Here is a 17107-nt window from a genome sequence, read left to right as displayed (position 1 = left end):
TCACGGACATGACTTCAGTTGTGTCCACAGGGGAGCAACGCCTTTTCGGTGCCCTCGTCTTCGCCGGGGGAGCCCTCGGCGCGTTCCTGCGGTGGGTCTTCACCGTGGACACCGGCGTCGCGGGGTCGCTCTGGCCCCTCCTGGTGGTCAACCAGGTCGGGGCCTTCGCCATGGGGATTCTCGTCGGAGCGCTGCCGTTCGTACGGGACACCGGACGGGACGGTTCACCCGGCCGTAGGAACAGGATCCGCGTCTCCCTCGGCACCGGGCTGCTCGGGGGGTTCACGTCGTACTCCGCGATCGCCGCTGCCACCGTGCAGGATGCCGGCGGCGTGCTCGGCCCTGTCGTCTACGTCGTGGGGACGGTCGTACTGGGGCTGCTCCTCGCACGTGCCGGCATCTGGTGCGGCGAGCGACTCGTTCCCGGTGGCCGGGGCGTCGAGGGGGAGGACGCATGACCGGCGACATCTCGTTGGTGGCGGCACTTCTGGTCGCCCTCGGGGGTGGCGCCGGTGCATGGCTCCGCTGGCGCGTCGACTCGGCGATCACACAGCGCACCCGGAGTGACCTGCTCGTCAGCCTGCTGGTGATCAACACCGTCGGTTCGCTGGTCCTCGGCGTGCTCTACGGGCTGATGGACAGCTGGTGGTTGATCGCCCTCGTCGGCACCGGCCTCTGCGGCGGCTTCACCACGTTCTCCAGCGCTTCGGCGGATGCGGTCCTGCTGTTCCGCCGCGACCGGGCGCTACCAGCGCTCATCTCCGTGGTCGGGATGGCGCTGCTGGCGGTGGCCGCCTTCGCCCTCGGCCACTGGCTGGTCAACTGGTGATCAGCTCTTCTTCGCCGAGATCCACACGTCAATCTCCGCGTGGACCGGTTCATTGCCTGCGTCGTCGATCAGTGCGATGGCGAGCGTCACCAGTTGCCCGCCGGTCTCGCGGGTGATGGTGGAGAAGTCGGGGAAGTCTGCGGTGGCGGTCACGGTCAGTCCACCGGTCGACTTCGTGGGGTAGTCTGCGCGCATCCCGCGGGGCAGCCAGCGGTGGGAGGTGGGGACCGTGGACTCGCAGAGCATGCCCATGGCTGCCTCAGCCCCGTTGAGTGCGGCGATGACGTGGAACGTGCCGATGTGGTTGCGCACGCCCCACCAGTCGCCGATACGTACGACCGCGCGGCCCGGTTCCGCGACTCGGATGCGGGGGAAGACCGTCCGGAAATAGGGGGCCTTCAGACTGAATCCCAGGGAGAACAGCCCGCGGCCCGGTGCGCTGCCGTTGAGCTTCTTCCACAATGTGTAGGTGCCGGTGGCGGAGCCGTGTCCGGAAGCATGAGTAGTCATGTATCCAGACATTATCCCAGCAGGTCCGCCGCCACAGGCGAACGACGGTAGCGGCGACGCATGTCGGCGAACACCGGTACCGTGGGTAGCGGTAACAGCAACGGTGGAATACCTGCCGTCCCCGACGACGTTGTACGGGGTGCGGAACGAGAGCAAACCAGCAAGCGAACCAACAGTCAGGAAGGTGCGGCCATGGCCACCACGACGATCACCAGCGAGAACTTCCAGGACACCATCCAGGGCGACGGCATTGTGCTGCTCGATTTCTGGGCGGAATGGTGCGGGCCCTGTAAGCGGTTCAGCCCGGTCTACGAGAACGTGTCCGAGAAGTACCCGGACTACACGTTCGGCAAGATCGACACCGAAGCCAACCAGGACATCGCTGCCGCACTGCAGATCCAGTCCATCCCCACCCTGATGGCGTTCCGTGACGGCATCCTCGTCTACCGTGAGGCCGGCGCACTGCCGCCGAAGGCCCTCACCGACCTCATCACCGAGGTCGAGGGCCTGGACATGGACGACGTCCGCAAGAAGGTCGCCGAGCAGAACGGCTAGGGGCGGCGACCGGGGGACTGCCCAGGGGTGGCGTCTCAGATGGTGTGGGCGTCGATCACGGCGCGGTAGCGCACCTCTGAGCCCAGGACGCGCCGGTAGGCGTCGTTGACACCGTCGGCGGCGACGAGCTCGATGTCGGCGGTGATGCCGTGCCCGGCGCAGAAGTCGATCATCTCCTGGGTCTCGGTGATACCGCCGATATTTGATCCGGCGACGCTGCGTCGACGACCGGTGAGCTGGTTGGCCCGGATGTTCATGCCTTCCGGGGGAAGGCCGAGCATCACCAGGGTCCCGTCCGGTGCCAGCATGCTGACGTACCGGTGGATGGGCAGCGCAGCCGAGACGGTGTTGAGGATCAGGTCGAATTCATCAGCGTGGGCCTTGTGGAAGGTGTCTGCGGCGTCCCCGCCGGTCGCCACGTAGGACGAGGCACCGAACCGGAGCCCGTCCTGCTCCTTCGACAGACCGTGGGAGAAGACCGTCACCTCGGCACCGAGTGCGGTGGCGATCTTCACTGCGACATGGCCGAGGCCACCCATGCCGACCACGGCGACGCGGGAGCCCGGGCCGACACCCCAGTGCTTCAGGGGCGAGTACGTGGTGATCCCGGCGCACAGCAGCGGTGTCATCGCCGCCATCGTCTCGCCGTCCAGGCCGCCGGCGACCTCCGGCATCCGGATGAGGAAGTCCTCCCGGCAGACGATGTGGGTCGAGTATCCGCCTTGGGTGATCGACCCGTCGTGCCGGTCGACACTGTTGTATGTACCGGTCATGCCGTTGAGGCAGTAGTTCTCCTCCCCGGCGGCGCAGGAGGCGCACTCGCCGCAGGAGTCGACCATGCAGCCGATACCGACGACGTCGCCGACGGCGTAGCGGGTGACCTCTGCACCGGTGTCCAGGACGGTACCGATGATCTCGTGGCCGGGCGCCATCGGGAAGTTGTCGTGGGGCCAGTCGCCGTTGACGGTGTGGATGTCTGAGTGGCAGATTCCGGACCAGCGGATGTCGACGAGACAGTCGTCGGGGCGCAGATCGCGGCGGGTCACGGTACCTTTCGTCAGGTCAGCGCCGGCGGAGGGGGCTTCGATACAGGCAGCGGTGGTAGTCATGGTCTCCGATGGTAACCGTCCTCCCCGCAGCGGCGGGACGCGCGAGCAGAAAACCCTTTATGCTGGGAACAGACCGGACAAGACATTGTTAGGAGCACCGCCATGGCGAACCCTTTCTCCAAGGGCTGGAAGTACCTGATGCAGTCCCTCGACACCACCATCGAGGAGAACGCGGACCCGAAGGTCCAGATTCAGCAGGCGACCGAAGCCGCCAAGAAACAGCACCGTGAGGTCACGGAGTCTGCCGCCCGCATCATCGGAAACCGCAATAAACTGGAGATGACGCTGAACCGTCTGGTCAAGGACCAGGAGAAGCTGCAGAACAATGCCCGCACGGCACTGCAGCAGGCTGACAAGGCGAGCTCCGAGGGGGATTCCGCCGCGGCAACCGAGTACACCAACACCGCCGAGATCTTCGCGACGCAGCTTGTCACCGTCGAGCAGGAGATCGAGGACACCAAGAAGATGCATGCCCAGGCGACCCAGGCCGCAGAGCAGGCACAACAGCAGCAGCGGCAGTCGGAGGCCCGGCTCAAGGAGCAGATGGGCCAGATCGACCAGCTGCGCGCCCAGGTGGACCAGGCGAAGATGCAGGAGAGCTCCAACGAGGCGCTGGAGTCCATGCAGGGTATCCAGGCGGATGACAGTGTCCCGACCCTCGACAGCGTCCGCGACAAGATCGAGGCCCGTTACGCCACAGCACTCGGCGCCCAGGAACTCACCGAGAACAGCGTGCGCGGCAGGATGGCCGAGATCGAGACCAGCGGGCGGGACATGGCGGCCTCGTCCCGGCTGGAACAGATCCGCGCGGAGCTGGCCGGTGGCGGTGCCGCCGGTGCCACCGGTGAGATCACTGCCGGACAGGAGGGCGTTGCGGACGACGGTGCGGGGGATGCCGAGGCCTCACCCGAACCGTCGTCTGACGCCGGGTCCGGGAGCGACAAGCCGGGGGCGTCGTCCGGCCAGTAGGCCCCGTAGGTTCTGTGTCCTGGAGAGTTGCGCCGGGCCCCCGCGCCCTCTACGATGGCAAGGCTTGAGCACGGGAGCGTGGTGTTCCGCCGAGGGCGGCCCCGGGCACTCCGGATACTTGTGACAAGGCCTCCGTACGGAGGTCTTTTTGGTTGCCTTCATCCCGAGCCAATCGCTGCGACGTGTCATTCGCCGTTGCAGCCCACCGGTGACGACGTCTCCACGGCTGACCCGTGCCCTAATGTCGCCTTGCATCTTTGGGAGGACCTCCATGCCAGACACCAGAACCACGTCCGACTCTCGCCCGGACACCTCAGGCGTCAACGTCGGCCTGTTGATCGGCATTCTCGTTGCCGCGGCGTTCGTCGCGATTCTCAACGAGACCGCGCTGTCGAATGCGCTGCCCAGCCTCATGCGCGAATTCGAGGTGGGGGAGGACGTGGCCCAGTGGCTGACCACGGTCTTCATGTTGACCATGGCCGTGGTCATCCCCACGACCGGTTACCTGATGCAGCGGCTGACGCTCCGGACGATCTACATCGCGGCACTGTCGCTGTTCCTGGCCGGAACCGTACTGGCCGCCGTGGCACCGATCTTCGCGGCGCTGCTGGCCGGTCGCGTACTGCAGGCCGCAGGTACGGCGCTGATCATGCCGTTGCTGATGACCACGATCATGATCCTCATCCCGGTGGAGCGGCGTGGGTCCGTCTTCGGCCTGGTCACGATCGTGATCGCGGTGGGCCCGGCCCTCGGGCCCACATTCGCGGGTCTGGTTCTCGAGCTCGCGAGCTGGCGCTGGATCTTCCTGGTCATGATCCCCCTGGCCCTGCTGGCGCTCGTGATGGGTGTCTGGCAGATCCGCAACTTCGAGGAGCCGAGTCGCCCTCCGTTCGACCCGGTGTCCGTGCTGCTGTCTGCGGTAGGCTTCGCCGCGGCGATCTACGGTCTCTCCGGTCTCTCCACGGCTGCCGAGGAATTTCCGACGGCGGCGGTCGTGTGCCTGGTCATCGGTGCCGTCGTGCTGGTCGTCTTCTTCCGGCGCCAGGGCACCTTGATGCGTGCCCAGGCGGCCGGTGAACACCGCGCGCCCCTGATGAACACCACCCCACTGAAGATCCGTGAGTTCTCCTGGTCGCTGGGCCTGATGCTGCTGTCGTTCGGTTCACTGTTCGGTTTCATCATCATCATGCCGATCTTCGGTCAGAACGTCCTGGGCCTCTCCGAGCTGCAGACCGGCCTGGTCACCCTCCCCGGCGGCATCATCATGGGGGCGATGGGCCCGATCGTCGGACGGCTGTACGACGCCCACGGGACGCGACCGCTGATCATTCCCGGTGGCGCGCTGCTGGTGGTCGCCATGGGTCTGCTGCTCATGCTCGACGAGAACAAGACCTTCTGGTACCTCGCCGGGATCGCCGTGGTGCTGAACATCGGTCTGTCACTGCTGATGACGCCGTTGATGTCGAATGCGCTCGCTGCGGTCCCGAATGAGATCTCCTCGCACGGTTCGGCGATCCTCAACACGCTGCAGCAGCTCGCCGGCGCCGCCGGAACCGCGTTGTTCATCGCCGTCATGGGTATCGGTTCGGCGAACTCCACTGCCGGGACGCCCACCGGTGCACTGGTGGACGGTGTCCACGTCGCCTTCTACCTGGGGTCCGGCATCGCCGTGCTCGTGTTCGTGCTGACCCTGGTGCTGCGGATCGATGCGCGGAGCATGACCGCCACCGCCGATGAAGATCAGCGGGATGAACAGAACGCCTGACCGGCGGGTACTGACCGTCGTCATTACGCTGCTCGTGGCACTGGTCGCGGTCGGTGTGGCGGTGGTGTGGTGGTACGGACAGTCGTACCTGGAGCGCGCCGGGGGACTGCGTGAGTCCGAGGCCCGTACCCACTGCGGTGACGAGGTCCGGTGGGAGACCGGGTACGGCGGGGACGCCGAACTGGATCTGTGGGGGGCCAGGACCGACCAGGACGGTGAACGGTGGGTCATTGACGGCCAGGTGTTCGCGGAACACCTGGACGGGGTCGAGGTGACGCAGGGCGCGCGTACGGACGGGGAGCAGTTCCGTTGCCTGGTCTCCGCGGACCGGGTCGTCGTGGAGATGGTGGACTGACCCGGGAGGTCAGCCCCGACCGCCGACGTAGCCGAAAGCGCGGAGTCCGGCGTCGCGGTAGTTCTTCAACGCCCGCAGGTAGTGCGGGTCGGACGTGACCACGATCGCGGTCCCGCCCCGCTCCCTGATCATCTCGGCGGTGTACTTCACGTTCTGCAGGGTGTTGCCGGCCTCTTCCTCGAGGATGATCTCGTTGCCGACACCCATGTCTGTCAGGGCGTCCTTCATCGCGGCGGCTTCCGAAGGACAGTCCTCACGGGTCTGTCCACCGGTGACGATCACCGGGTTCTCCGGGTGCTCGGCGAGGAGTTCAGCAGCGGCGTGCAGCCGGTCGGTGAGCACCTGCGGTGCGGAGCAGTCCTCCTGCAGTTGTGCGCCGAGGACCACGACGGGTGCTGTCTCGATGCGCCGGAGAATCGAGTGCGCCAGGGGAGTGCGGACGAATTCGGAGTCCGTGATGTTGTAGACCTGCTGTTTGGCTGCGGCGACGAGGTCATCGACGACGGAGACGGAACCGGACACGGCGCCTGACCCTGAGATGCTTCCACTGGAACCGAGGGAACCCGAGGAAGATCCTGGCGTATCTGCCGTGGCTGGTGGGGCAGTCGCGACGCCGGTTGCCAGCGATCCGGCGAGGACAACGGCGGACAGGCGACGTCGCCGTTCCCGGGTGGACAACGACGGGCGAATCGGCACAGGTCACTCCAGTTGGTTCGGCTCTTCTCGACGCAGTGGCGCGGAGTAGTGATAGCAGCATAACCGACTCCGGTAGGCGCGGGAAGCCCCCGGGAACTGTGGGCCTGGTCTACTTGGTCGAGCTGCCCTCAGCGGGGGTCACGGGCCTCCCGCGACGACGCCACGTCATCGACGATCTCGACGATGTGCTCGAGACCGGTGATCATCGTCCCGTAGACGGGCCAGTGGCTCGTCGGCAGGTTCTCGTCGTCCGAGAGTGCCTCGGTGAGCTGCTTCAGCCGATCCGACAGCGACTCCACTTCGGCGTCCGGATCCGCCACCGCACGGCCCGCGTCCCGGGAGATCGAGGCCCATTCCTCACGGAAGCGGGTGTCCCACTCGCCCTCTGCGTAGGAGGCCTCGCGCAGCGTCCTGGCGAGGTTGCGAAGGTGGGATGCGCCCTCGTCGGCACGTCGCAGGATGTCCTCCCAGCTGGCCTCCCCCGGATCCGGCGTCTCCTGGTCGCGCGCCCGCGCCCGTCGCAGCCGCGAGAGGTACGACCGTGGGTTGGCCCGACGGCTCTCCCGGGCGAACCGCACCACCGACCAGGCCGAGTTCAGTTCCTCACTGATCGAGTCAGTTTCGTCGATCCACGCGTCCGCCCGGTCGGTGTCCCAGGAGGAGGCGAACTCCTCACCCATGTTCTCCAGGACCGATCCCATCCTGCGGTTCACGTTGTCGACGTACCGGGACGCCTGTCTGTCCCGCAACGGGGGAAGGACCAGCAGGTTCACCACGATTCCGACCACGATCCCCACCCCGATCTCCATCATGCGGTCGCCGAACTGCTGCTGTTGCTCGGAGAAACCGTCACTGAGGATGAAGATGGACATCGTGGCGACGGTGACGCCTTCGTCGCGGATCCACCGGACCCTCGCCAACACCATTCCCACGAGCAGGGCCAGGGCGTACGTCCACAGGGAGACCCCCAGGAACGTGCCGACGAAGAAAGCGACCCCGATGCCCAGGAGAGAGGCGATGGTCGACTGCACACCACGCGAAAGGGTGCGGTACGCCGTGGCGTCGATCGTCAGCAGGGCGACCCAGGGGGCGAGGAAGGGGAAGCTGGTGTTGAGGAACGTCACGGAGATCCACCACGCGCCCGTGGCGGCGATCACGCATTTGGCGATCTGCAGCCCCGCGGTGGACCCTTCCGGGCTCCTGACCGTATCCCAGAGGCGGCCGAGGAACCCGTGGTCGTCGTTCCGTGTCCGGGTGTTCAGGACCGTCCCCCTTCGTCGGTCCGGATCATCCGTTCAGCTCCGCGGAACCGAGTTCGTCGGGCGCCTCGAAGCGCAGGACGGCGGCGATACCGCCGGACAGCGGGGTATCGGTCAACGCCACGTCGGCGTCGACCTGGGCGCTGCTGACGACGGCTTCACTCTCCCCACGGGTGGGGACGTCGTAGTTGAGCAGCAGGGTCTCGACCGCGCCCATGCCGGCAGCCTGGATCACGGCGTGCACGCCTTCTGCACTCCGGCCGCGGGCCCGGGCTTCCTCGAAGCGCTCGGCCTGGGCGAGTGCCGCACCAGCGGCGATCTCGCTGGCGATGGCGCCGACCGCCTGGTCCAGCGCTTCCCCGGCGTTGTCGCCGCTGGTGTCGGCGAGTCCACCCTCGTCCGTCTCCTGGACGATCTCGGCCAGCGCCGCGGACAGTTCCTCCTTCACCGCGGTGCGTCCCTGGGTTTCACCGGCGAGGACGAGGACATCAGGTGACCAGGTGCGGGCGGTGGCGTCCAGGTGTTCGGCGATGCCACGGGCGTTCTGCTTGACCGCCTCGTCTGCCCGGCGTTGGATCTGGTTGTGGGACAGTGCACCTTCGCGGGGCTTGCGGACCGGTTCCTCACTGCGGTTCTCGACGACCTCCTCGCCGGATTCGTCCAGGTTCTTGTCCCGGGTGGCGACGAGCCGACGGACCACGGCACCGGTCTGGTCGACCACGGCCAGCAGGACGCGGACCGCGCCGGCGCGTTCCCGCACGTAGCCGGACAGTTCGGGGATGTCGCCGAAGGCGGAGCCGTCCCCGGTTCCCGGGCGGGCGTCCCACGGTTCGTTGAGGAGCACGCCGCCGGCGTGGGCGACGAGCACGCGTCCGTCGGTCTGGATCTCGGTGATGTTGCGCACGGACAGTGCGTCGTCCACAGCCGACAGGAGCTGCTCGTCGGCGCCTGCCTCGGCGAGCTGCTCACGCTGTGCGTTCCACCTCAGCCGGATCTGGTTCTCCGCGTCCTCGGAGGGGCTGTGTCCCTCCAGGTAGACGGTGACGAAAGGTCCGTCAGCCTCGCTGATGTCCCGGACGGTGTCGAGTTTCATCGTACTGTTCCTTTCTGGGGAGCCGGGTGTGCTTACGGTGTGTGGATGCTTACGGGGTCATCTGTCCGCCGTTGACGTGGATCGTCGATCCGACGACGAAACTGGATTCCGGCGACGTCAGGAAGACATAGGCCGGGGCGAGTTCGACGGGCTGGCCCGCCCGCCCCAACGGGGTGTTGTGACCGAACTCGGGCAGTGCCTCCTTGGGCTGGCCGTCCGAGACCTGCAGGGGCGTCCACACGGGGCCGGGTGCCACGGCGTTGACGCGGATGCCCTCCGGAGCCAGTTGAGTCGCCAGCCCCTTGGTGAAGTTGTTGATCGCCGCCTTGGTCGACGCGTAGTCCATCAGGTGGTCCGAGGGGTCGTAGGCCTGGATGGAGGTCGAGTTCACGATCGTCGCGCCGGCGTCGAGATGGGGCAGGGCGGCTCTGGTCACCCGCACCATGGCGTGGAGGTTCACCTCGTAGGTCTGCTTCCACTGTTCGTCGGTGATGTCGGCGAACCGTGGCACCGAGATCTGACGTCCTGCGTTGTTGACCAGGGCGTCGAGTCCGCCGAGTTCCTTGACGGCCTGCTCCACGAGGTCCGCGCAGTACCGTTCATCGGAGAGGTCGCCGGGCAGCAGGACGGCACGACGGCCCTCCGCCTCGATGAGGTCGGCGACGCGACGGGCGTCGCGTTCCTCGTCGGGAAGGTAGGCCAGTGCGACGTCGGCACCTTCGCGGGCGAAGGCGAGCGCGGTGGCCGCGCCGATGCCGGAGTCCGCGCCGGTGACCAGAGCCCGCCGTCCTTCCAGGCGTCCGGTGCCGCGGTAGCTGGTGGCCCCGATGTCAGCCTCGGGGATCAGCTCGGCGTCCAGACCCGGTTCAGGCTGGTGCTGCTCGGGCGGTTCGATCCTCGCGAAGCGGGTGACGGGGTTGGTGAACGTCAGTTGGTCGGTCATGGCTCGTGCTCCCATCTGCATGTCGCGTATCGGGAAAGTGCCACGACTCTACCAGCGTTGTGACCAGCAGGTATGCGGGCCACCCTGAGGGGTGGCCCAAAGTGTGGGTGCCGGGGTCAGATGACCAGGTGGACCAGCAGGATCACGCCGAGGGCGACGACGGAGAGCACCGTCTCCATCAACGACCACGTCTTCAGCGTCTGCGGCACGGTCATGCCGAAGTACTCCTTGACCAACCAGAAGCCGGCGTCGTTGACGTGGGAGAAGAACACCGACCCGGCGCCGATCGCCAGCACCATCAGGGCGACTTCGGTCGAGCCCATGCCCGCGGCGACCGGTGCCATGATGCCGGCGGCGGTCACGGTGGCCACCGTCGCTGAGCCGGTGGCCAGTCGGATGAACACCGCGACCAGCCATCCGGCGATCAGCGGGGAGACCGGCGCGCTCTGCACCCACTCGCCGACGACGTCGGCCACGCCGGTGTTGACCAGGGTCTGCTTGAAACCGCCGCCGGCACCGACGATGAGGATCACCCCGGCGATGGGCCCGAAGGCGCCACCGATCTGGTCGGAGACCTCCTGCCGCGTACGACCCACACCGAAACCGAGGAAGACCATCGCCAGCAGAACCGTCGCGAGCAGGGCGACGATGGGCTCGCCCAGGAACTCGAAGGTCTTGTACACTACCGAGTCCTCGGACACCTGCAGTGATTCCACGACGGTGCGCGACAGCATCATCACCACCGGGAGCAGCACCACGGCGAGCCCCCGTCCGACCGAGGGCCGGTCGGCCCCTGTGCCCCCTGCGCCCCCGGTGTTCTCGGTGATGTCCTGACCGGAGATGGAGGTGGGTGCCTCGATAGGTACCCACCGGGCCATGAACTTCGCCGACAGCGGGCCGGCGATCGCCACGACGGGGACGGACACCAGCAGGCCCAGGGCCAGGGTGAGGCCGAGGTTCGCGCCCAGGGCGTCCACGGCGATCAGGGGACCGGGGTGCGGGGGCACCAGGGCATGCAGGGCGGAGAGACCCGCCAGGGCCGGAATACCCAGCAGCATGACCGGCAACTGCGACCGGCGGGCGGCCAGCATGACCACCGGGATCAGCAGGACGATGCCGACCTCGAAGAACAGGGGGATCCCCAACAGCATGGCCAGTCCGGCGATGACCCAGGGCCGTAGGCCCGGGGCGGTGCGGTCGAGGAAGGCGTCGACGATACTGTCGGCGGCGCCGGACTTCACGAGGAACTGCCCGATCACCGCGCCGAGCGCGATGAGGACACCGACGTCGCCGACGGTGCCGCCGAACCCTTCGGTGAAGCTACCGAAGGCCTCCACCAGGGGAGTGCCGGCGACCAGCGCGAGGACCGCCGAGCCGATCATCAGGGACAGGAACGGGTTGAGCTTCGCCCAGACGATCAACCCGATGATCAGGGCGATGCCGATGACCGCGGCGACCACCAGCTGGGTTTCACCGGCGGTCCCGGTCAGTGTGGACGTCATTGCGGCTGCCCCTCGTGGGCGAGCACGGCGAGTGCGTCAATGGCCAGGATCTCGGTGGCGAGCGACTCGGGGGACTCGGTGGCGTCGACCGTGATGCCCTTCTCGTCGGCGTCGAGACCCTCGAGGGTGTCGAGTTGGGAGCGCAGCAGGGACGCCGGCATGAAGTGACCCTTGCGGACCTCCATGCGGGCGGCGAGAACGTCCTCCGGGGCGTCCAACAGCACGAAGAACTCGTCGCCGACGGCCTCACGCAGGACGTCGCGGTAGGACTTCTTCAGCGCGGAACAGGTCACGATGGTGGAGTGACCCTCCTGTGCCTGTGCAGTCATCCAGTTCCGCAGCTCCTGCAGCCAGGGCCACCGGTCGTCGTCGTTGAGCGGTTGGCCGGAGCCCATCTTCTTCTTGTTCGCCTCGGGGTGGAATACGTCGGCCTCGGCGTAGGGCACACCGGTACGCTGTTCGAGCTGTTCGGCGATGGTGGTCTTCCCGCTGCCGCTCACACCCATGATGACGAGGTGGACGGGGCGGGGCCGGGTTGTGTCGGACATGGCACTCGTTTCTGGTTGGACGGGTGGTCTTGCGGAGACTGTACTCCTGCGACCCTCCGCGGGGAAGGTTCCGAGTATGTCTGCCTCTGTGTTTTCGTGTGGGTTCTTCTCTTCTTCTCAGTGAGTCACGACAGGCGGAGTAGATTTGGCTGGAAATGTAGCTGGAAGAATGTACCGTCGGAGGAGAAGAAGTCTATGCGGATCCTGGGCACGGTGGCGGGCAGGGCAGTGCAGGTGGGGAGGCACGGGCTGTCGGCACTTGCCGGTGCAGCCGTCGCAGTGGCGCTCGCGGTATCTCCGGCGCAGGGGCAGACCCTGCCGTGGGCGGGGCAGGCACCACGGGTAGAAGCCGGCGACGTCGACCCCTTCTACAACACCGCCGACCTGGTCCCGGGTGTGCCCGGGACGGTACTGCGGACCGCGTCCGCCCCCTATGCGCCGGCACCGTCCGGCCCGGACGGACACCAGTTCGCCGTGCCTGACAGGGTGCAGAAGATGATGTACTCCACCACGGACATGAGCGGTGCGCCCGTCGCGGTCAGCGGCTACGCCGTCGAACCGACGGTGCCGTGGACCGGGCCGGGGGAGCGTCCCACCCTGGTCGTGGGACGGGGCACGGTCGGCCAAGGGGACCAGTGCGCCCCCTCGCGGAACTGGCCCCTGGACGACCAGCCGGACCCCCTGGACTCCGGGCGCACCGTCGCCCTGGAGGGCGCGTACGACTGGGTGTTCGCCAGTCAGGGCGTCCGGGTGGTGGTGACCGACTATGTGGGAATGGGCACACCGGGGATGCACACCTACATGAACCGGGCGGAACAGGCCCACGCGATGATCGACGCGGCCCGTGCGGCCCGCACCCTCGTCGAAGACCGCGGAGACGATTTCGGCTCCGTCGGCTTCTACGGGCACTCCCAGGGCGGTGGAGCGTCGACCGCAGCGGTCGAGGCGGTCGCCGACTATGCCCCGGAGCTGGACGTGGCCGGCGCCTACGCCTCCGCTCCACCCGCTGACCTGGAGGCGGTGCAGCGCACCATCGACGGGTCGAACCTCGTCGGCGCGATCGGCTTCACCATCAACGGCCTCAACGTCCGGTACCCGGCGTTGGCCGCCGAACTCGACACGCACCTCTCCGACCACGGTCGTGACGTCCTCGATGACCTGGCCGGCATGTGCACCGACGAGATCGGCGACACCTACGGTTACCAGACCACCGACCAGTGGACGGCGGACGGCCGTCGGCTCGATGACCTCCTCGGCGAGATCCCCGTAGGTGTGCGGGCCATGAACGAACAGCGCATCGGGACCGGGACGCCGGCCGCTCCGACGATGATCGTCTCGGGCCGCCACGACAAGACGGTGGCCTACGGTCAGGCCCGTGAGCTCGCCGCGACGTGGTGCTCGACCGGGGCGCCCGTGGTCTACCGCGACGACATCCTCCCCGAGATCAGTGACCAGAACCACTTCCTCCAGGCGGTCTCCGGAAGCGCCTTCGGCATCCCGTTCCTGCTCGACCGGTTCCACGGGCGTCCGGTGGCCGGCACCTGCGACTTCCCGGCGTGAATCCCCGTACACCAGTACAAAGGACACCATGACCCACCACACACCATCCACCACCGACATTGCGGCACTGTCACTGGCAGACCGCGCCGGGCTCGGCTCCGGCAAGAACTTCTGGCAGACCAAGGGCGTCGGCGACGTTCCCTCCGTCACATTGACCGACGGGCCGCACGGGCTGCGCAAACAGACCGGCGGAGTGGACCACCTGGGGCTGGCCGGCAGTGTCCCGGCCACCTGCTTCCCGCCCGCCGCCGGCCTCAGCCAGAGCTGGGACCCCGACCTCGTGGAGCGCATCGGCGCCGCCCTCGCGGAGGAGGCGCAGGCGGAGGACGTGCAGGTTCTCCTCGGGCCGGGAGTGAACGTCAAAAGGTCCCCACTGGGTGGACGCAACTTCGAGTACTACTCCGAGGATCCGCACCTGGCGGGGGTGCTCGGCACCGCCTGGGTCACCGGATTGCAGGACGGGGGCGTCGGCGCGAGTCTGAAGCACTTCGCGCTCAACAACCAGGAGCACGACAGGATGCGGGCGAGTTCCGATGTTGATCCCCGTCCGATGCGTGAAATCTACCTGCGTGCCTTCCGCAGGATCGTCGAGGACGCCGCACCGTGGACGGTGATGTGCTCCTACAATGCCGTCAACGGAGTGCCTGTCCGACACAGTCGTGAACTGCTCACCGACATCCTGCGCGGCGAGTGGGGCTTCGACGGTGTGGTCGTCAGCGACTGGGGCGCGGTCGGCGGGCGGCTACGCTCGGTCGCTGCAGGCCTTGACCTGCAGATGCCGTCGGACGGCGGGGCGGCGGACGCCGAGGTGGTGACAGCGGTCAGCAACGGACAGCTCGACGAAGAGGTGGTGACCGTCGCAGCGGAGCGGGTGGCGGCACTGGCCCGGCGGGCTACTGCGGCACGCCGGGAGGTCTCCTTCGACGACGAGACCGCGGAGAAGCACCATGACCTCGCCCGTGAGGCAGCGGCGAGGTCGATCGTCCTGCTGAAGAACGACGACGCCGACGGACGGCACATCCTGCCGATCGCCGCCTCTGGGGTGACCGGTTCCGTGGCCGTGATCGGTCCTTTCGCCGAGACCCCGCGTTACCAGGGCGGAGGAAGCTCCCATGTGAACCCCACCCGCGTCGACTCGCCGCTGGAGTTACTGAAGGAACGCCTGGCGGCACCGGTGACCTATGCCGCAGGTTTCACCACTGAAGGATCGGGGCGTGACAGTGGACTGCTCGCTGAAGCGGTGGAGGACGCCGCGAACGCGGATATCGCCGTGGTGTTCCTGGGCCTGTCGCCGGATCAGGAGTCCGAGGGTTTCGACCGGACCGACCTGTCGTTGCCGCCGGAGCAGCTCGGGCTGTTGCGTGCGGTACGTGCGGTGCAGGACCGGGTGGCCGTGGTGCTCTCCCACGGTGGCGCGCTGGATCTCGGGGAGGTGTCTGACCTCGCTCCGGCGGTCCTGGACGCCAACCTGCTCGGCCAGGGCGGCGGGGCCGGGATCGCCGACGTGCTGACCGGCGAGGTGAATCCGTCGGGCAAACTCACCGAGACCCTGTCTGCACGATTGGCCGACACCCCGGCCTACCTGGATTTCCCCGGTGAGCACGGGCACGTCCGTTACGGCGAAGGCCTGTTCGTCGGTTACCGCTGGTACGACGCACGCAATCTGCGTGTCACCTACCCGTTCGGGCACGGCCTGTCCTACACGACCTTCGAGTACGACGATGTCTTCGGACAGCCGGACGACGACGGCGACGGCATCACGGTCACGGTCGGGGTGACCAACACCGGTCACCGGGTCGGACGGGAGGTGGTGCAGGCGTATGTGTCTGTGCCGGACTCGGACCAGGTCAGGGCTCCCAAGGTGTTGGCCGGGTTCGGGTCGGTGACGCTGGAGCCCGGTGAGCGTGAGGAGATCGAGATCCACCTGGACCGGCGTGACCTGGAGTACTGGGATGTGCGGGTGAACCGTTTCGTCCTGGAGCCGGGACGCTACGTGGTCCACGTGGGGGCCTCCAGCAGGGATCTCCGGGAGTCGGTGGAGGTTGACCTGGAGGGCGAGGAGGTGCATGTTCCGCTGACCCTGGAGTCGACGCTCGGCGAGGCACTGGCGGTACCGGAGGTGGTGGAGTCGCTCGGCGATGTCCTCGGCGGTATGACCGGGGGTGATGGTGAGCGCGGCAGTGAGGGTGGAGACGGTCTGGGTGTCGACGTGGCGAAGATGATGGAGAGCATCCCGCTCGACCGGATCATCACGTTCAGCGGGGGAGCGGTGACCCGCGAACAGCTGCAGGAACTGCTGGAGAAGGTCAACGGGTAGGGAGACAGCCCGCGACGGGCGTCGCCTTCCAATGAGGGTCTCAAGGAGCCGGCCTCACGCCGGATCCTTGAGACCCTCGGTTGGTTCTGCATCCGGGAGTCGGCGGAGATATCCGGAAGTGTTTCAAAACTAAATCTTGACACGAGTGAGACTGACATCACATAATACTCGGCAGTATTGAAGTTCATATCGAGAGAGGCGTGACATGGAAGAGTTCGCAGGACAAGTTGCCGTCATCACCGGAGCAGGCGGAGGACTCGGCAGGGCCCATGCCCTCGACCTCGCGAAGCGCGGTGTGAAGGTCGTGGTCAACGACCTCGGCAACGCTGATGCCGTCGTCGACGAGATCACCGCAGCCGGCGGGGAGGCCATCGCCAATGCCGCCGACGTCTCCGATGTTGATGCTGCCGCCGCGATGATCGGTGCTGCAGTGCAGCAGTGGGGTCGTATCGACATCCTCATCAACAACGCGGGCATCCTCCGTGACAAGAGCTTCGCCAAGATGGATCTCGCCGACTTCCGCAAGGTCGTGGACGTCCACCTCATGGGATCGGTCAACTGCACGAAGGCCGCGTGGCCCCACATGGTCGACCAGGGCTACGGGCGCGTCCTCATGACCACCTCGGCCTCGGGCATCTACGGCAACTTCGGTCAGTCCAACTACGGTGCCGCCAAGTCGGGCCTGGTGGGACTTACCAACGTCCTCGCCATCGAAGGTGAGCGCAAGGGCATCAGGGTCAACGCGCTGGCGCCGACCGCGGCCACACAGATGACCGACGGCCTCATCGACGAGGACGCTGCCGCCAAGCTCGGCCCGGAGACGGTGACCCCGGGGGCGGTCTTCCTGGTATCTCAGGACGCCCCCAACGGCGTGATCCTGGGTGCCGGCGCCGGGGTCTTCGCGGTGTCCCGCATGCTCGAGGCCGAGCCGGTCGCCTTGCCTGCCGAGGAGCTCAGCGCTGAGGGGGTCGCCGCCCACTGGGACGAGATCTCAGACCTCAGCAACACCCATTCCCTCGGCTCAGCCTTCGACCAGACATCGCTGTACGTGCGGACCTTGACGGAAACTGCGGTAACCACGGAGTCGGGGAGGTGAG

The 17107-nt window shown here is 67.2% G+C and carries 17 protein-coding genes; 9 read left to right on the top strand and 8 right to left on the bottom strand.

What is annotated here, in order from left to right:
• Positions 1-8 precede the first annotated feature (8 nt).
• Entirely contained in the window at positions 9-458 is a 450-nt protein-coding gene (locus tag FS507_RS07275; protein WP_145942131.1) for a fluoride efflux transporter FluC, read from the top strand.
• Positions 455-829 (top strand): fluoride efflux transporter FluC, encoded by a 375-nt coding sequence (locus tag FS507_RS07270; RefSeq protein ID WP_145942130.1) that lies wholly within the window; start codon positions 455-457, stop codon positions 827-829. Before FS507_RS07275 ends, FS507_RS07270 begins: the two co-directional genes overlap by 4 nt.
• Here FS507_RS07270 and FS507_RS07265 read toward each other — a convergent pair whose 3' ends face one another.
• Positions 830-1339: a hotdog fold domain-containing protein gene (locus FS507_RS07265; RefSeq protein WP_145942129.1), complete on the bottom strand. Its 510-nt coding sequence runs from the start codon at positions 1337-1339 to the stop codon at positions 830-832.
• A gap of 192 nt (positions 1340-1531) precedes the next feature.
• Between FS507_RS07265 and trxA the strand changes: the two genes are divergently transcribed.
• Complete coding sequence (gene trxA / locus FS507_RS07260; RefSeq protein ID WP_038550651.1) at positions 1532-1894, top strand: thioredoxin; 363 nt, start codon at positions 1532-1534, stop codon at positions 1892-1894.
• A gap of 35 nt (positions 1895-1929) precedes the next feature.
• Here trxA and FS507_RS07255 read toward each other — a convergent pair whose 3' ends face one another.
• Complete coding sequence (locus FS507_RS07255) at positions 1930-3003, bottom strand: NAD(P)-dependent alcohol dehydrogenase (protein WP_145942128.1); 1074 nt, start codon at positions 3001-3003, stop codon at positions 1930-1932.
• 102 nt (positions 3004-3105) lie between these two features.
• Here FS507_RS07255 and FS507_RS07250 point away from each other — a divergent pair, with 102 nt between their 5' ends.
• The 3 genes from FS507_RS07250 to FS507_RS07240 all read left to right on the top strand — a co-directional run bounded on the left by FS507_RS07250 (position 3106) and on the right by FS507_RS07240 (position 6092).
• Entirely contained in the window at positions 3106-3972 is an 867-nt protein-coding gene (locus FS507_RS07250) for a PspA/IM30 family protein (protein ID WP_145942127.1), read from the top strand.
• A 271-nt stretch (positions 3973-4243) separates the two neighbouring features.
• On the top strand, positions 4244-5737 hold the full coding sequence (locus FS507_RS07245; RefSeq protein ID WP_186314595.1) for an MDR family MFS transporter: 1494 nt from the start codon (positions 4244-4246) through the stop codon (positions 5735-5737).
• Positions 5721-6092 (top strand): hypothetical protein, encoded by a 372-nt coding sequence (locus FS507_RS07240; protein ID WP_145942126.1) that lies wholly within the window; start codon positions 5721-5723, stop codon positions 6090-6092. Before FS507_RS07245 ends, FS507_RS07240 begins: the two co-directional genes overlap by 17 nt.
• A 9-nt stretch (positions 6093-6101) precedes the next feature.
• On the opposite strand, the gene FS507_RS07235 is transcribed toward FS507_RS07240, so the two are convergent.
• The 6 genes from FS507_RS07235 to FS507_RS07210 form a co-directional block, all read right to left on the bottom strand.
• Positions 6102-6788, bottom strand: coding sequence for a YdcF family protein (locus tag FS507_RS07235; RefSeq protein ID WP_145942125.1), 687 nt, complete (start codon positions 6786-6788; stop codon positions 6102-6104).
• Positions 6789-6916: 128 nt separating this feature from the next.
• Positions 6917-7957 (bottom strand): FUSC family protein, encoded by a 1041-nt coding sequence (locus tag FS507_RS07230; protein ID WP_260853223.1) that lies wholly within the window; start codon positions 7955-7957, stop codon positions 6917-6919.
• A 118-nt stretch (positions 7958-8075) separates the two neighbouring features.
• Positions 8076-9140: a baeRF2 domain-containing protein gene (locus tag FS507_RS07225; RefSeq protein ID WP_145942123.1), complete on the bottom strand. Its 1065-nt coding sequence runs from the start codon at positions 9138-9140 to the stop codon at positions 8076-8078.
• 49 nt (positions 9141-9189) lie between these two features.
• The gene (locus FS507_RS07220; protein ID WP_145942122.1) at positions 9190-10083 is read right to left on the bottom strand and encodes an SDR family oxidoreductase; all 894 of its coding nucleotides are present in this window, start codon (positions 10081-10083) and stop codon (positions 9190-9192) included.
• A gap of 116 nt (positions 10084-10199) precedes the next feature.
• Positions 10200-11585, bottom strand: a complete 1386-nt coding sequence (locus tag FS507_RS07215) for a GntP family permease (RefSeq protein ID WP_145942121.1) — start codon at positions 11583-11585, stop codon at positions 10200-10202.
• Positions 11582-12133 (bottom strand): gluconokinase, encoded by a 552-nt coding sequence (locus FS507_RS07210; RefSeq protein ID WP_145942120.1) that lies wholly within the window; start codon positions 12131-12133, stop codon positions 11582-11584. The genes FS507_RS07215 and FS507_RS07210 overlap by 4 nt, the downstream gene beginning before the upstream one ends.
• Before the next feature lie 195 nt (positions 12134-12328).
• On the opposite strand from FS507_RS07210, the gene FS507_RS07205 reads away from it, so the two are divergent.
• The 3 genes from FS507_RS07205 to FS507_RS07195 all read left to right on the top strand — a co-directional run bounded on the left by FS507_RS07205 (position 12329) and on the right by FS507_RS07195 (position 17106).
• Positions 12329-13693, top strand: coding sequence for a lipase family protein (locus tag FS507_RS07205; protein ID WP_145942119.1), 1365 nt, complete (start codon positions 12329-12331; stop codon positions 13691-13693).
• A gap of 28 nt (positions 13694-13721) precedes the next feature.
• Positions 13722-16010, top strand: coding sequence for a glycoside hydrolase family 3 C-terminal domain-containing protein (locus FS507_RS07200; protein WP_145942118.1), 2289 nt, complete (start codon positions 13722-13724; stop codon positions 16008-16010).
• 205 nt (positions 16011-16215) lie between these two features.
• Positions 16216-17106, top strand: coding sequence for an SDR family NAD(P)-dependent oxidoreductase (locus FS507_RS07195; RefSeq protein ID WP_145942117.1), 891 nt, complete (start codon positions 16216-16218; stop codon positions 17104-17106).
• Position 17107: the final 1 nt, after the last annotated feature.

This window comes from Corynebacterium glyciniphilum AJ 3170 (genome assembly GCF_007673095.1).
In the GTDB taxonomy this organism is placed as follows: domain Bacteria; phylum Actinomycetota; class Actinomycetes; order Mycobacteriales; family Mycobacteriaceae; genus Corynebacterium.
This window is presented reverse-complemented; position numbering and strand designations above follow the sequence as displayed.

What these genes read in the sequence shown, in the direction of transcription:
- FS507_RS07275 (WP_145942131.1), top strand. Translation starts at nt 9, where the DNA reads ATGACTTCAGTTGTGTCCACAGGGGAGCAACGCCTTTTCGGTGCCCTC.
- FS507_RS07270 (WP_145942130.1), top strand. Translation starts at nt 455, where the DNA reads ATGACCGGCGACATCTCGTTGGTGGCGGCACTTCTGGTCGCCCTCGGG.
- FS507_RS07265 (WP_145942129.1), bottom strand. Translation starts at nt 1,339, where the DNA reads ATGACTACTCATGCTTCCGGACACGGCTCCGCCACCGGCACCTACACA.
- trxA (WP_038550651.1), top strand. Translation starts at nt 1,532, where the DNA reads ATGGCCACCACGACGATCACCAGCGAGAACTTCCAGGACACCATCCAG.
- FS507_RS07255 (WP_145942128.1), bottom strand. Translation starts at nt 3,003, where the DNA reads ATGACTACCACCGCTGCCTGTATCGAAGCCCCCTCCGCCGGCGCTGAC.
- FS507_RS07250 (WP_145942127.1), top strand. Translation starts at nt 3,106, where the DNA reads ATGGCGAACCCTTTCTCCAAGGGCTGGAAGTACCTGATGCAGTCCCTC.
- FS507_RS07245 (WP_186314595.1), top strand. Translation starts at nt 4,244, where the DNA reads ATGCCAGACACCAGAACCACGTCCGACTCTCGCCCGGACACCTCAGGC.
- FS507_RS07240 (WP_145942126.1), top strand. Translation starts at nt 5,721, where the DNA reads ATGAACAGAACGCCTGACCGGCGGGTACTGACCGTCGTCATTACGCTG.
- FS507_RS07225 (WP_145942123.1), bottom strand. Translation starts at nt 9,140, where the DNA reads ATGAAACTCGACACCGTCCGGGACATCAGCGAGGCTGACGGACCTTTC.
- FS507_RS07220 (WP_145942122.1), bottom strand. Translation starts at nt 10,083, where the DNA reads ATGACCGACCAACTGACGTTCACCAACCCCGTCACCCGCTTCGCGAGG.
- FS507_RS07215 (WP_145942121.1), bottom strand. Translation starts at nt 11,585, where the DNA reads ATGACGTCCACACTGACCGGGACCGCCGGTGAAACCCAGCTGGTGGTC.
- FS507_RS07210 (WP_145942120.1), bottom strand. Translation starts at nt 12,133, where the DNA reads ATGTCCGACACAACCCGGCCCCGCCCCGTCCACCTCGTCATCATGGGT.
- FS507_RS07205 (WP_145942119.1), top strand. Translation starts at nt 12,329, where the DNA reads ATGCGGATCCTGGGCACGGTGGCGGGCAGGGCAGTGCAGGTGGGGAGG.
- FS507_RS07200 (WP_145942118.1), top strand. Translation starts at nt 13,722, where the DNA reads ATGACCCACCACACACCATCCACCACCGACATTGCGGCACTGTCACTG.
- FS507_RS07195 (WP_145942117.1), top strand. Translation starts at nt 16,216, where the DNA reads ATGGAAGAGTTCGCAGGACAAGTTGCCGTCATCACCGGAGCAGGCGGA.